This is a genomic window from Bradyrhizobium lablabi (genome assembly GCF_001440475.1).
In the GTDB taxonomy this organism is placed as follows: domain Bacteria; phylum Pseudomonadota; class Alphaproteobacteria; order Rhizobiales; family Xanthobacteraceae; genus Bradyrhizobium; species Bradyrhizobium lablabi.
The window spans coordinates 12,639-26,973 of the sequence record NZ_LLYB01000086.1; the positions used below are offsets into that span (position 1 = coordinate 12,639).

Annotated in this window: 11 protein-coding genes; 4 read left to right on the top strand and 7 right to left on the bottom strand. The window is 63.6% G+C overall.

The window, feature by feature from the left end; all coding sequences use genetic code 11:
* The first annotated feature begins 129 nt into the window (after positions 1-129).
* The 3 genes from CQ14_RS24055 to CQ14_RS24065 all read left to right on the top strand — a co-directional run bounded on the left by CQ14_RS24055 (position 130) and on the right by CQ14_RS24065 (position 3,510).
* Complete coding sequence (locus CQ14_RS24055; RefSeq protein WP_057860327.1) at positions 130-1,221, top strand: SMP-30/gluconolactonase/LRE family protein; 1,092 nt, start codon at positions 130-132, stop codon at positions 1,219-1,221.
* A 72-nt stretch (positions 1,222-1,293) separates the two neighbouring features.
* Positions 1,294-2,013, top strand: a complete 720-nt coding sequence (locus CQ14_RS24060) for a ribonuclease activity regulator RraA (RefSeq protein ID WP_057860525.1) — start codon at positions 1,294-1,296, stop codon at positions 2,011-2,013.
* Between the two features lie 54 nt (positions 2,014-2,067).
* The gene (locus CQ14_RS24065; RefSeq protein ID WP_057860328.1) at positions 2,068-3,510 is read left to right on the top strand and encodes an aldehyde dehydrogenase family protein; all 1,443 of its coding nucleotides are present in this window, start codon (positions 2,068-2,070) and stop codon (positions 3,508-3,510) included.
* A 112-nt stretch (positions 3,511-3,622) separates the two neighbouring features.
* On the opposite strand, the gene CQ14_RS24070 is transcribed toward CQ14_RS24065, so the two are convergent.
* The gene (locus CQ14_RS24070; protein ID WP_057860329.1) at positions 3,623-5,740 is read right to left on the bottom strand and encodes a S9 family peptidase; all 2,118 of its coding nucleotides are present in this window, start codon (positions 5,738-5,740) and stop codon (positions 3,623-3,625) included.
* Between the two features lie 204 nt (positions 5,741-5,944).
* Here CQ14_RS24070 and CQ14_RS24075 point away from each other — a divergent pair, with 204 nt between their 5' ends.
* Positions 5,945-6,853: a hypothetical protein gene (locus CQ14_RS24075; RefSeq protein WP_156435355.1), complete on the top strand. Its 909-nt coding sequence runs from the start codon at positions 5,945-5,947 to the stop codon at positions 6,851-6,853.
* A 56-nt stretch (positions 6,854-6,909) separates the two neighbouring features.
* On the opposite strand, the gene CQ14_RS24080 is transcribed toward CQ14_RS24075, so the two are convergent.
* The 6 genes from CQ14_RS24080 to CQ14_RS24105 form a co-directional block, all read right to left on the bottom strand.
* On the bottom strand, positions 6,910-8,622 hold the full coding sequence (locus CQ14_RS24080) for an ABC transporter permease (RefSeq protein WP_057860331.1): 1,713 nt from the start codon (positions 8,620-8,622) through the stop codon (positions 6,910-6,912).
* Between the two features lie 129 nt (positions 8,623-8,751).
* Entirely contained in the window at positions 8,752-9,819 is a 1,068-nt protein-coding gene (locus CQ14_RS24085; protein WP_057860332.1) for an ABC transporter substrate-binding protein, read from the bottom strand.
* A 24-nt stretch (positions 9,820-9,843) separates the two neighbouring features.
* Positions 9,844-10,905 (bottom strand): ABC transporter ATP-binding protein, encoded by a 1,062-nt coding sequence (locus CQ14_RS24090; protein WP_057860333.1) that lies wholly within the window; start codon positions 10,903-10,905, stop codon positions 9,844-9,846.
* 208 nt (positions 10,906-11,113) lie between these two features.
* Positions 11,114-12,298, bottom strand: a complete 1,185-nt coding sequence (locus tag CQ14_RS24095; protein WP_057860334.1) for a pyridoxal-phosphate-dependent aminotransferase family protein — start codon at positions 12,296-12,298, stop codon at positions 11,114-11,116.
* Between the two features lie 161 nt (positions 12,299-12,459).
* Entirely contained in the window at positions 12,460-13,230 is a 771-nt protein-coding gene (locus CQ14_RS24100; RefSeq protein WP_082650016.1) for an LssY C-terminal domain-containing protein, read from the bottom strand.
* A gap of 274 nt (positions 13,231-13,504) precedes the next feature.
* Positions 13,505-14,236: a thermonuclease family protein gene (locus tag CQ14_RS24105; RefSeq protein WP_057860526.1), complete on the bottom strand. Its 732-nt coding sequence runs from the start codon at positions 14,234-14,236 to the stop codon at positions 13,505-13,507.
* Positions 14,237-14,335: the final 99 nt, after the last annotated feature.

The window sequence follows — 14,335 nt, forward strand, 5'->3', positions numbered from 1 at the left end:
CGCAAAGAAAGAATGGATTGCTTCGTCGGTTCACTCCCTTGCACAAACATTTTACGTTTGTTGCAGGCAATGACGCGGATAGACGAAGAGCCGAGACCAAACAAAAAGCATCACAGGGGAGGACGACCAATGACCATGACTCGACGCAACCTGCTCGCTGGCGCAGGAGCCGCTGCCGCTTCCGCGCTTGTCGCGCGCACCGCCGGCGCGCAATCGTTCCCGTTCACGCCGAACCAGCGCTACCCCGATCCGGCGGTGCAGATCCTCGATCCGAGCTTTGCAAAATACCGGATCTATTCCTCGACCGTCGAGCAGGTCGCGACCGGCATGCGCTGGGCCGAAGGCCCGGCCTACTTTCCCGAGGGTGGCTATCTCCTGTTCTCCGACATTCCCAACAACCGCATCATGAAGTTCGACGAGAAGACCAACCAGACCTCGGTCTTCCGCGCCAATGCCAACTACGCCAACGGCAACGCCCGCGACCGCCAGGGCCGGCTCGTCACCTGCGAACATTCGGTCACCCGCCGCATCACCCGGACTGAAAAGGACGGCAAGATCACCGTGCTGGCCGACAAGTTCGAGGGCAAGCGGCTGAACGCGCCGAACGACATCGTGGTGAAGTCCGACGACACCATCTGGTTCACCGATCCCTTGTTCGGCATCAATGGCGAGTGGGAAGGCAAGAAGGAAAAGCCCGAGCAGGCCACCACCAACGTCTACCGCCTGACCAAGGACGGCAAGCTCGCGGCCGTCATTACCGATATCGTCAATCCCAACGGGCTGGCGTTCTCGCCCGACGAGAAGAAGCTCTATGTCGTGGAGTGGAAGGGCACGCCGAACCGCAGCATCTGGAGCTTTGACGTCAATGACGACGGCACGGTCGGCAACAAGACCAAGCTGATCGATGCCGCCGACCAGGGCGCACTCGACGGTTTCCGCGTCGACCGTGACGGCAATCTGTGGTGCGGCTGGGGCTCCAACGGCGCGCTGCAATCCGAGCCGACCGAGGCCGGCGGCCGAAAGGTGTTCCAGCTCAAGGGCAAGTCGGAAGATCTCGACGGCGTCATGGTGTTCAGTGCGGCCGGCAAGCCGCTCGCCCATATCCGCCTGCCGGAACGCTGCGCCAATCTCACCTTCGGCGGCCCGAAGAACAACCGCCTCTATATGACGAGCTGCCACTCGGTCTACGCGCTGTATGTGGAGTCGCACGGGGCGGTTTGAACAAGCAACATCGTCGTTCCGGGACGCAGCGCTTCATGCGCCTCGGAATGACGAACAACTGGGATGCATGAAATGACAAAACTGAGCGACGCCACCCGCAACAAACTCAAGACCGTCTCCACCGCCACCGTCGCCACCGCGCTGTTCAAGCGCGGCTTCCGCATCCAGATGATTCAGGACGTGCATCCGCTCGGCCCGAACCAACCGGTGCTGGTCGGCGAAGCCTTCACGCTGCGCTACATGCCGGCGCGCGAGGACCTCAACAAGATCGACGTGTTCCGCGACCGCGGCCATCCGCAGCGCAAGGCGGTTGAGGATTGCCCGCCCGGCGCGGTGCTGGTGATGGACAGCCGCAAGGACGCCCGGGCCGCATCCGCCGGTGCCATCCTGGTGACGCGGCTGATGCAGCGCGGCTGCGCCGGCGTGATCACCGATGGCGGCTTTCGCGATTCGTCTGAGATCGCCAATCTCGGCTTTCCTGCCTATCACCATCGCCCGAGCGCGCCGACCAATCTCACGCTGCATCAGGCGATCGAGATCAACGTGCCGATCGGCTGCGGCGACGCGCCGGTGTTTCCCGGCGACGTCATTCTCGGCGACAGCGATGGCGTGATCGTGATCCCCGCGCATCTGGCGGACGAGATCGCCGACGAGGCGGTCGAGATGACCGCATTCGAGGATTTTGTTACCGAGGAGGTGCGCAAGGGCCGCAGCATCTTGGGACTCTATCCCGCGACCGACGAGCAAACGCTGAAGGATTTTGCTGTTTGGCGCAAGGCCAACGGACGATAGTCTTCTATTCCGGGACGCGGTATCCAAAACGACGTAACAGTGGAGAAACCAGCCATGCTCATGTTCAACAATCTGATCGACGGCGAATGGTTGTCCGATGGTGCTCGCGCGCCGAACGTCAATCCATCCGATACCAAGGACATCGTCGGCGAAGCCGTGCGCGGCACGCGTGCGCAAGCCGAGGCTGCGATTGCGGCTGCCAAAGCGGCGTTTCCGGCATGGTCGCGATCGACGCCGCAAGCGCGCTACGACATCCTGAAAAAGGCGTCGGACGAAATCCTGGCCCGCAAGGACGAACTGGGCCGGCTGTTGTCGCGCGAGGAAGGCAAGACGCTGCCGGAAGGCGTCGGCGAAGTCGCGCGCGCCGGCCAGATCTTTGCGTTCTTTGCCGGCGAATGCCTGCGGATGGCCGGTGAGAAACTCGCCTCCGTGCGCCCCGGCATCGACATCGAGATTACGCGCGAAGCGCTGGGCGTTGTCGGCCTGATCACGCCGTGGAATTTCCCGATCGCCATTCCGGCCTGGAAGATCGCCCCGGCATTGGCCTATGGCAATACCGTGGTGATCAAGCCCGCTGATCTTGTTCCGGGCTCGACCTGGGCGCTGGTCGATATCCTGCATCGCGCGGGCCTGCCCAAGGGCGTGCTCAACCTCGTGATCGGGCGCGGCTCGGAGGTCGGCGCGGTCCTGCTGGAGCATCCCGATGTTGCCGCGATCAGCTTCACCGGCTCGGTGGCCACCGGCCAGAAGGTGGCGGCGGCCTGCATCGCCTCGCGGCCGATGAAGAAGTTTCAGCTCGAGATGGGCGGTAAGAATCCGCTGGTCGTGCTCGACGACGCGGATCTGAAGGTCGCCGTGGAATGCGCCGCCAACAGCGCGTTCTTTTCCACCGGCCAGCGCTGCACCGCCGCCTCGCGGCTGATCGTCACCGCCGGCATTCACGACAAATTCGTCGAGGCCCTAACCGAGCGGATGCGCGGCCTGAAGGTCGATGACGCGGTGAAGGCCGGTACCGATATCGGCCCCGTTGTCGATCAGAGCCAGCTCGATCAGGATCTCAAATATATCAGCATCGGCAAGGACGAAGGCGCCAAGCTCGCCTTTGGCGGCGAGCGGCTCAACCGCGAGGCGCCTGGCTTCTACCTGCAGCCGGCGTTGTTCACCGATGTGAGCAACAAGATGCGGATCGCGCGCGAGGAGATCTTTGGGCCGGTGGCCGCCGTCATCCGGGTCAAGGATTATGCCGAAGCGCTGGCGACCGCGAATGACACCGATTTCGGCCTGTCATCTGGCATCTGCACCACCAGCCTGAAGTACGCCAGCGACTACAAGCGCAATTCCGAAGCCGGCATGGTGATGGTCAATCTGCCGATCGCCGGCGTCGATTACCACGTGCCGTTCGGTGGCCGAAAAGGCTCCAGCTTCGGCGCCCGCGAGCAGGGCCGCTATGCCGCCGAATTTTATACGACGGTGAAGACGGCCTACACGATGCCGTGAGGTGATGATTCAGGTGTTGTCGCTATGGGCGCGTGGCCAGCCACGCGCCGCCATGCCTAAATGAAGTCCCGTCTGATCGTACTCAGATAATCCTCAGTCCATTGGATTCAATTCAAACCTTCGCGCTCTCCGCCAGCCCCACCGCCCACAGCGCGAACGCATAGGCGATCGCGACTTCATCGAGCCGGTTGAAGCGGCCGGATGCGCCGCCATGGCCCGCGCCCATGTTGGTGCGCAGCAGCACCGGGCCGCCGCCCGACATCGTCGGGCGCAGCCGCGCGATCCATTTCGCCGGCTCCCAATAGGTGACGCGCGGATCGGTCAGGCCGCCCATTGCCAGGATCGCCGGATAGTCCTTCGCCGCGAGATTGTCGTACGGCGAGTAGGAAAAAATGGTGCGAAAATCCTTTTCGCTCTCGATCGGGTTACCCCATTCCGGCCATTCCGGCGGCGTCAGCGGCAGCGTGTCGTCGAGCATCGTGTTCAACACGTCGACGAACGGCACCTCGGCGACGATGCCCGCGAACAGCTCGCCTGATCGGTTGGCGACCGCGCCCATCAGCATGCCGCCGGCGCTGCCGCCATGGCCGACGATGCGTTTTGCGCGCGTATACTTTGCCTCGATCAGCGCGCGCCCGGCGGCCGCGAAATCGTCGAACGAGTTCGTCTTCTTCTCGCGTTTGCCATCGAGATACCAGCCCCAGCCCTTGTCCGCGCCGCCTCTGATATGGGCGATAGCGTAGACAAAACCGCGGTCGACCAGCGACAGCCGGTTGGCCGAAAACGAAGCCGGCATCGCCATGCCGTAGGAGCCGTAGCCGTAAAGCAGGAGCGGCGCGCTGCCGTCGCGCACCAGGTCTTTCCGATGAAGGATCGAGACCGGCACCTGCGCGCCGTCATGCGAGGTGGCCATGATGCGCGTGGTGACGTAGTCGGCCGGGTTGTGGCCGGACGGAATTTCCTGCCGCTTGCGCAAGATCCGCGCCCGCGTCGCCATGTCGTAATCATAGACCTCCGCCGGCGTCGTCATCGACGAATAGGAGAACCGCAGGTTCGTGGTCTCGAACTCGTAGCTGCCCATGGTGTCCAGCGAGTAGGCGGCCTCGTCGAAAGCAATGGCGTGCTCTTCGCCGTTAGCGAGGTCACGGATGATGATCGCGGGCAGCGCGTTAGCGCGCTCCAGCCGCACCAAGTGGCCGGCATAGAGCTCGACATCGAGCACATAGACGCCCTCGCGATACGGAATCAGGTCGTGCCAGTTGGCGCGTTCGGGCGCGGCGAGCGGCGCGGCGACGACCTTGAAGTCGATGGCGTTGTCCGCATTGGTGAGAATGAACAATTCATCGCCGCGGTCGGCGATCGAATATTGCACGCCTTCCTCGCGCGCAGCGACGAGGCGCGGCGGCGCATCTGGATTGGCGAGATCGATCAGCCGTTGCTCTGATGTCTCATGGTCGCCGCCGGCGATCACGCAGAAGCGGCCGGAGGAGCTTTCATGCAGATGAGTGAACCAGCCGGAATCCTGCTCTTCATAAACAAGCGTGTCGTCAGCCTGCGTCGTGCCGAGCTTATGGCGCCACACCTGCATCGGGCGGTGGTTGTCGTCGAGCTTCACATAGAAGAAGCTCGCGCAGTCCATGCTCCAGACGATGCCGCCGTCGGTCTCCTCGACCAGGTCGTCGCGGTCGATGCCTGTGGCCCAGTCGCGCACGCGGATCGAAAAATATTCCGAGCCCTTGGTGTCGGCGCTCCATGCCTGCAATTGATGGTCATGCGAATGCCGCGCGCTGCCGAACTTGAAATATTCATGATCCTTGGCCAGCGCATCGCCGTCGAGCACGATCTGCACGTCGCCGCCATCGCGCGGCGTGCGGCCGAACAGCTCGTGCTGTCCGCCCTCGCGGAATTTTCGCAAATAGGCAAACGGGCCGTCCGGCGCCGGCACGCTGGAATCGTCTTCCTTGATCCGCCCGCGCATTTCCGCCACGAGTTTCTTCTGCAACGGTGCGGTGTGGCCGAGCAGGCTCTCCGTGTAGTCGTTTTCGGCTTCGAGGTATTTTCTGATGTCCGGATCGAGTATCGAAGGATCGCGCAGCACTTCCTGCCACCGGGCGTCTTTCAGCCAGGCGTAATCGTCCGTCACCGTGATGCCGTGCGTGGTGAAGGTGTGCGGGCGCTTCGGCGCTACGGGGGGCGACAGGGCAGGTCTTTTGGCGGCGGCTTGGGTCACGCGGTTCCTCGTGAGGCTTAATGATTGAGCCTTATATCGGGGCGAATGTGGCGGATTACCAGATGCGCCGTACGGAGACCTGTAGGGTGGGCAAAGCGACAGCGTGCCCACCATCCATCGTCGAATCGTAACGCGAATGGTGAACACGCTGCGCTTTGCCGACCCTGCGATTCGGCTGGAGCGGCTCAAGGCGCAATTCGACGCTTGAAGCGGGCGGCTGCCCTTTACGAAGACTTAACCGGTTCGTTGCCACAACCCATGGGTGCGCAAACTGCGAGCCATGCCTGTATGCGACTGTTGCTGACACCGGTGATGTGGACAGCCGCTCTGGCTGTCGTCGGCATCTTTGCCCATGGCGAACTTGTTCGCGACTGGCGTGTTCCGCGCTCGGGCCAGTCAGTCAATTCGGTCATGGCCGTCACCTACAGCATCGACATGGCCGATGTGAACAAGCTCGAAGCCGAGAGCAAGCGGAAATATGGCGAGGGTATTCGGATTTCGCTGGAAGTCGGTCGCGAAACCCTCGACGTCACGAAGGACGAAAAGGTTCTCGAAACGCACGAGCAGATCAAGTCGTTTGAGGGCGTGTATGGAATGTTTGTGGTCGGCCGAAACAATCGGGTGACCACAAGGTTTCCGTTCAGCATCGCAGTTCGGCAGGAGCCCTCGTCGCTCAATCGGTCAGTCCGCGATTGGTTCAAGAACCGTTTCAAGAGCGTGCCGCAGCGGTGGTTCGAGTTCGACGATAGCGAATGGACGATAGATCGCTGTGCTGCGTTGCCCGACGGCCTCGGCCTCGGAAAGGCCGGGCGTGCGCTGCTTCTGCGTGAGGGCACGGCCTGCGTGGTGACCTGGAAAGGACAGCAACCGGGGTCGATGCTCATCAGCGTCAGTCTGGCAAAGGGGGATCCGTGGATGCGGCCATTTACCCGTCGGCTCTGCCGCTCCATCACGGAAGCGGCGCTCGAACGATTTACGCCCGGCGAGCCAGGCAGTCCGAAATACGCGGCGTGCATCCTGGTTGACCGGCCCGCTCACGTCAGCGCCCAAAAATCGCTATCCGTCAGCGTGTACGATGTCGGGGTGGGTAACGCACTCGCGCGTATCGAGTAACGCCGGTCTGAACGCTACGCCGCGAAAAAGCATCGCTCGACGCGCGGCGACCGGCACTAGCTATTCCTTAACCTCGCACCCGCGCCGCCGCCGAACATCGGGATCCGGTTGACTGCCAGCACCACCGCAAACGTGATCACCAGCATCGCGATGCCGAGCACCGAAATCGCGGCCAGGTCGCCGCTTTCGTTGAGGTCGTAGATCAAAACCGACAGCACCTTGGTCTGCGAGGTGAACAGCACGATCGCGGCGGATAATTCCCGCATCACGCCGATGAAGATGAAGCACCAGGTCGCGATCACGCCAGTGCGCAGCAGTGGCGCGGTGATCTGGCGCAGCGCCTGCAGCCGCGTCGCGCCGAGGATGCGGCTGGCGTCTTCCAGCTCGGGATGAATGGTCGCGAACGCTGCCTGCAATTGCTGATAGGCGGACGGGAGGTTGATAGTGAGGAACGCCAGCAGCAGGATCCATAGCGTGCCGTAGAGCACGAAGGGCGGCCGCGTGTAGCTCAGGAATAATCCGACGCCGAGGACGATGCCGGGCACGGCGACCGGGGCGGTTGCTAGAAAGCCGAGCAGGCGATGGCTCGCGATCACGCGGCGGGTCGTGACATAGGCGACCACGAGCGCGAGGATCGTGCCGACGGTCGCCGTCGATGCGCCGAGGATCACCGTGTTCTTGAGCGCGAGCTGGGTCGACGACAATTCGGTGAACACGAAGACGATGTTGTGCAGGGTGGCCGTCGATGGCGTCACCAGCGTGGTCGCGTTCGGCGAGAACGCGGCGTTGAGCAACGCGAAATAGGGCAGGAACACCGGGTTCAGCAGCACGAGGAGGCAGAACGCCAGCGCCGCCCAGCGCCATCCTCCCATCTCGATCGGACGCGGCGCGCCGTATTTGCCGCCGACCACGGAAAAGCCGCGGCGGCCGAGCAGGAATTTTTGGCCCTGCAGCAGCAACATCGTCAGCAGCAACAGCGGCACGGCGGCTGCTGCTGCCAGTTCGAGCTTTGGCGGGTACTGGAACAGGCTCCAGATTTTCGTCGTCATGGTGTGGAAGCCGGCCGGAAGCGCCAGGATCGCGGGCGAGCCGAACAGCGTCATCGCCTGCAGGAAGGCGATCAGCGCGCCGGCGACCAGCGCGGGCAGGGCGAGCGGAATCGTGACGCGCCGCGCCGTGGTCCACGCCTTGCCGCCGAGAATGGCGGAGGCGTCTTCCAGTTCGCCCGGCATGTTGTCGAGCGCGTTGGCGACCAGCACGAACACGAACGGAAAGGTGTAGCAGGAGATCACGAAGATCAGGCCGGTCAGCGAGTAGATGTCGAACAGGGGATCTTCGGCGCCGGTGAGGTAGCGGTAGAGCTGGTTCAGCATGCCGCTGTTCGGCGCCGCCAACAGTTCCCAGGCGACCGCGCCGAGAAACGGCGGCGTCACGAAGGAAGCCGTCAGCAGTGCGCGGATGGTCTGCCGCCCCGGCATGTCGGTGCGCGACACCAGCCAGCCGATCGGGGCGGCGACGAGGCAGCAGATCACCGCCGAGGTGGTGGCGATGATCGCGGTCGTCAGCAGCGGATCGAGGAAGGCGGGATCGGTGAACAGCGTGACGAAATTCTGCAGCGTCGGCCGCCGCGCCTTGTCGGTGAAGGCGAACACGACGAGCCACGACAGCGGCAGCACAATCAGCACGATCATGAAGGCCGCGAACAGCCACAGCACAGGCCGCGTGACGTCGATGCGGCGTTTGGGGGTGTCGGTGGTGGTGATGGTCATATGATCCACGAGTCAGATGTTTCCCTCATCCTGAGGAGCCGCGCAGCGGCATCTCGAAGGATGAATGGCACCAGCGGGGCCTCATGGTTCGAGACGGCGCTCCGCGCCTCCTCACCATGAGGAGATAGGTCAAACCCTGAACAGCCGCGCATAACGCGTCTTGATTTCCTCAGCCATCTTCTCCACGCCCTCCGCATCCTCCTTCATCAGCTTGATGTCGGAGATCTTCCGCCGTCCCGGCTTCGACTGCACCTGCGCGTGGACCGAATATTGCGCGGTGAAGTCGACGAAGAATTGCTGCGTCTCGCGCGTATGCAGCCAGGCCTGGAACAGTTTTGCGGCATTGGGATGCGGCGCGGTCTTGAAGATGCCGGTCGGCCCGGAAATCGTCGGCGTGCCCTCGGTCGGATATACCGGCTCGACCGGCTGGCCGGCTTCCTTCAAAAGCACGATGCCGTATTCGTTGCCGTCGGCCATCACCGCGCGCTCGCCGAGTGACAGCTTCTTCGGCGGATCGGTCGACGACTGCACCTGCATCACGCGTTGCCTGGCCAGCTTCTCCATGTATTCCCAGCCGAGCTCGCGCACCATCTGGAAGGTCGCGGTCATGATGGTGCCGCTATAGGCCGGGTGTCCCTTCACCATCTTGCCCGCCCATTTGGGGTCGAGCAGATCGGCAAAGCTCTTCGGCGCGTCCTCGGGCTTCACAAGGTTGGTGTTGTAGGCGATCGACGACAGCCACACGCGTGAGGTCGCGAACATGCCGTCGGGATCGCGATAGCTTTCCGGAAAATGTTTTGCGACATCCTCTGGCACGAGCGGCATCAGCCAGCCGTTCTTCTTCCAGCTGATGAAGTGCGAGGCGTCGGAAGAGTTGACGATATCGGCGGCGCGAATGTTGCTGGCAAATTCCTGGTCGATCCGCTGAAACAGCCGCTCCGAGCCCGAACGCTCGATCTGAATGGTGATGCCGGGAAAGGCGGCCTCGAATGCCTTGCCGAGCTTTTCGCCGACCGGCAGGTCCATCGAGGAATAATAGATCAGCTTGCCTTCCTTCTTCGCCGCTTCCACCAGCGCCGGTGTGACCGCGACCGGCTCCGGCGCCTGCGCGCGGGCGGGGGAGGCGAACACGGTTCCTGCGGCAAGCGCGACTGAGCCTTGCAGGACGTCGCGTCTGGAAAGTCTCCGTCCCTTCATCGCGTCTTCCCCTGTCGTTTCTTGTTATCGGCTGAGCGCCCGGCAGCGCTCGGGTGGGAGTGTCAGCCAGATCTCGCTGCCTTTGGGCACATTGGTTTCGGTCGGCGCGGTAGCGCGCAAACTTGTGCCGTCGGCAACTTCCAGCATGTAGTCGCGCGCCACGCCGAGGTAGACTTGCCGCGTGACGACCGCCTTGATCGCATTCTCCGGTGACGCCGGTGCCTGCGTCGCCAGACCGATATCGTGCTGCCGGATCGCGACCACTGCGCCCTGTCCCGGCGTCAGCGGCGCGCCGACGACCTTCAAGGTCGCGCCCGCGAAGGCGACATGGTTGGCGTCGCGCGCGGTGCCCTTGATGACGTTGCTGGCGCCGATGAAGCGCGCGACGAATTCGGATTCTGGCCGCGCGTAAATGTCTTCGGGCGTGCCGAGCTGATCGATCCGGCCGCCGTTCATGACAGCGATCATGTCAGCCGTGGTCATGGCCTCGGACTGGTCGTGGGTGACATAGACGGTGGTGTAGCGATATTCGTCATGCAGGCGGCGAATTTCGAACCGCATCTCCTCGCGCAGATTGGCGTCGAGATTGGAGAGCGGCTCGTCGAGCAACAGCGTCTCCGGCTCGACGATCAGCGCGCGCGCCAGCGCCACGCGCTGCTGCTGCCCGCCGGAGAGTTCGCCGGGATAGCGCTGCGCCAGCGCCTCGAGTTTTGTCGTAGCCAGGATCGCCGCAAGCTTCTTGGCAATGGTGTCGCGGTCGAGTTTGCGCAGGCGCAGGCCATAGACGATGTTCTCCGTCACCGTCATGTGCGGCCACAGCGCGTAGCTCTGAAAGATCATTGACATGTTGCGCTGTTCGGGCGGCAGCGTGCGCGTTTTCGACGACACCAGCCGTTCCCCGACATGGATCTCGCCGTCGGAAGGCTCCAGAAAACCCGCGATCAGCCGCAGCGTCGTGGTCTTGCCGCAGCCGGACGGGCCGAGCAGGCAGACCAGTTGCCCGTGATCGATTTTCAGCGAGACGTTATCGACCACCGCAAGCGAACCAAATCGCTTGGTCAGGCCGCGCAAATCAACGGACGCCAATCGCCTCACTCCCACTCTTCGTTCGTGCACGGATCAGCGCCCGGCTTGTATGCCAGTATACGCACTAATGCGTGTCGGGAAAGAGCAGGATGGGCGGAGCGAAGCGATACCCATCATTTAGATGCGGCTGAGCGGCACGCGAGACGCGGCCTCTCTCACCATGTGAAATGCTGGCGACGAGTCCCGTGGTCGAAGGGAATGTCGACGCTTACGCCCCGACGTTCTCGCCGAGATATTCGATCGCGGCTTCGGTTCCGCCCCTGCCGTGGGGAATGCCGAGCGCGGTGAGGCCGACTTCGACCACGCCGAGCGTGCCCAAAATCATCGGCGCATTCACATGGCCCATATGGGCGATGCGAAAAGCCTGGCCCGACAATTCGCCGATCCCGGTGCCGAGCACCACGCCGCATTTCTCCTTGCAGTAGCGCTGCAGCGCGGCGGGATCGTGCCCGTTCATGGTCACCGTCGTCACCGTGTTCGAGCGCTCATTGGCCTCCGCGATGTTGAAGCCGAGCACCTGGCCCTCGCTCCACACCGCCACCGCGCGGCGCACCGCCTCGGCGAGCAGACGATGGCGCTCAAACGCGTTTTCGAGTCCTTCCGTCTGCAGCATGTCGATCGCCTTGCGCAGCGCGAACAGCAAATGCACCGGGGCGGTGCCGGCATATTTGCGGTAATGCTCGCTGCCTTCGCGCTCGGTCCAGTCCCAATAGGGCGTTCGCAGATTGGCCTTCTTGTGCACCTCCCAGGCGCGCCCGTTGGCGGCGACGAAGCCGAGGCCGGGCGGCGTCATCAGGCCCTTCTGCGAGCCGGACATCGCGACATCGACGCCCCATTTGTCCATCTCGAACGGCATGCAGCCGAGCGAGGCCACCGTGTCGACCATGAACAGCGCAGGATGTCCCGTCGACTTGATCGCCTTGCCGATCGCCTCGATATCGTTATAGGCGCCCGACGCCGTATCGACCTGCACGGCGACGATCGCCTTGATGGTGTGGTCCTTGTCCTGCCTCAACCGCGCCTCGACTTCGTCCGCACGGACCGCGCGGCGCCAGTCGCCCTTGAGCACCTCGACCTCGGCGCCCATCGCGGCCGCGGCCTGGCCCCAACCGATCGCAAAGCGTCCGCTCTCCAGCACCAGCAGCTTGTCGCCGCGCGACAGCACGTTGGAAAGCGTGGCCTCCCAGGCGCCATGGCCGTTGGCGATGTAGATGTAGGATTTGCCCTTGGTGGCGAACAGTTTTGAGAGATCGGCGAGCAGGCTTTCGGTCAGTTCCACCATCTGGCTGGAGTAAATGTCGAGCGCCGGGCGATGCATCGCCTGCAGCACCTCGTCGGGCATGGTGGTGGGTCCCGGAATGGCCAGAAACTCCCGGCCCGCGCGAACGGTCATTGTTGGTTTTCCTTATGGGTAAGCACGCGGAATCGAGGCGTGAGGTTTGGCTGAGATAATATTCGATCGGAACCGTCATTGCGAGCGCAGCGAAGCAATCCAGAGTAGCAAAAAAGATCAAATTGCTCTGATTGCTCCGCGCCCCGCGATGGCCACGCCGGCTATTTCCCTACCGCATCCGCGACCGCGCGCCAGATCTGGTCCTTCAATGCGGTCGCCGGCGGGCTTGGGATCGTCACCGCGGGTCCCTCGCGCTTCTTGCAGGCTTCCACCAGCCGCAGCACCCAGATTTCGCCGTCGGTGTAATAGAGGTCGCCGCCGCCATTGCGCCCTGCGAGTGTCGGCCCGATGCCGGTGACCTGGTATTTCGCCTCCACCATGCCGGCGTTTTCCAGGTCAACCGCGAGCAATGCGCGCTCGGCGTCGAGATCGGGGCTGATGTGATGCGTGACCGCGCCGGTATATCGGCTGACGCCGACGCCGCGATCTTCCGTCGCCGCGCCGAGCCAGACCGGACGCTTCTCCTCGCCGCTCTCCAGCACCTTCCAGTAGCGCACATGATTGCGGCGATCGGCGCTGGTCCCGATCGGCTTTTCAAAGGCGAGATCTTCGCGGCGGCCGAGGTAATAGAGATTGCTCACCGGCGCCTCCTTGTAGGGACGGTCGAGCAGCACGCTGCCGATGATCTCGATCGAGGATTTCAGCGTGATCTGGTCGGCCGGATACCAGCCGGCCGCATGCATCGCGCAGACGACGTCGCCGAGGTCGCCGATCATGCCGACATTCATGGGATCGCCGGGAATGCCCTGCGCCGTGCGCGTCACCATCGGCATCTCGGCGAGCCCGCGCTGATGCTCGTAATGCGTCCAGAAACCCGGCAGCACCAGATAGGCGAGCAGGCCGTAGCCGCCGAGGATGACGGCCGCGAGCATCAAGGCGCGACGCCATCCGCCGCGCCGTTGCCGCCGCAATCGCTTTTCGATGCGTTGATCAGGCACCGTGGCTGCGCCTCCCTCTCTTCGCTCTTCGCGGGGCCGCGACGAGCGAAGCTCGCGCTGAGAGCGTTGGGGTGAGGGGCTCTCTCCGCGCGTTCGATGTCAATTGATGGACCTGCATCCCCGCACCCGGATCGCGCCGGACGATGCTTCGCATCGCTCGTGGCGATCCGACCTCTCCCCGCAAGCGGGGCGAGGTTGAAGAACGTCGCTACCGTCGCGTCTCTCTGCAGCCCGCAGCTTCGGCCTCCTCGACCGAGCAGAACCAGCGCGTGCCTTTTGAGATCTTCATCTCGATCTTCGCATACCAGCGGCTGGTCGGCTGATGATAGATGCACTCGCCGGAGCGGTTGACGTTGCCCTTGATGGTGCAATCGGGCGAGGGCGCGACCGGGCCGGACGCCGAAGCCAGCAGAACCGCCCTGGCATTTTCCGGCGGGGTGACGGCGCCGAGAATGGCGGTCTTCTTGTTGCGGATGCGCCAGTCCCACGGTGCGATGAACGCGCCCTGCCACATCCCGACCTTGGCTTCGCGCGCGGCCTTTTCGTCCGGCTCGTAATCGCGCGAGATCCGCGTCAGCGCCAGCGCCCAGCCGTTCGACACCAGCCATTTCTGGATGTCCTCGCCGTCGGCCTGGCAGCGCGCCACGGTGCGGCCGCGGCGATCGACGGCACCCCTGGTCTGGCAGGTCCAGCTCTTGTTGCCGAAGTGCTTTATCAACTCGTCGCGGGCGGCGACGCCGCAGGTCCAGCGCTCGGCCTTGGTATTGAGACAGAGCTGATCGACGGCCGGCGCGTCGATACCGCCGAGGCGGATGCGGTGGTTGCCGATCTGGAGCTGATCGCCTTCGCGGATCTTCGGCACGCCGATGATGTCGGCCGCCTGCGCGACGGCGGGGAGCGACAGCAGCAGGACGGCGGCAAGCAATGTCCGTAGTTTCATCGGCAATCCCGGCAAAGCAATGATGCGGATTGTGCGGAGATCGGAGCGGTCTTGCCAGAGCACGGACGTCGCACCGCTTTCAACTTCCCGTCATTGCGA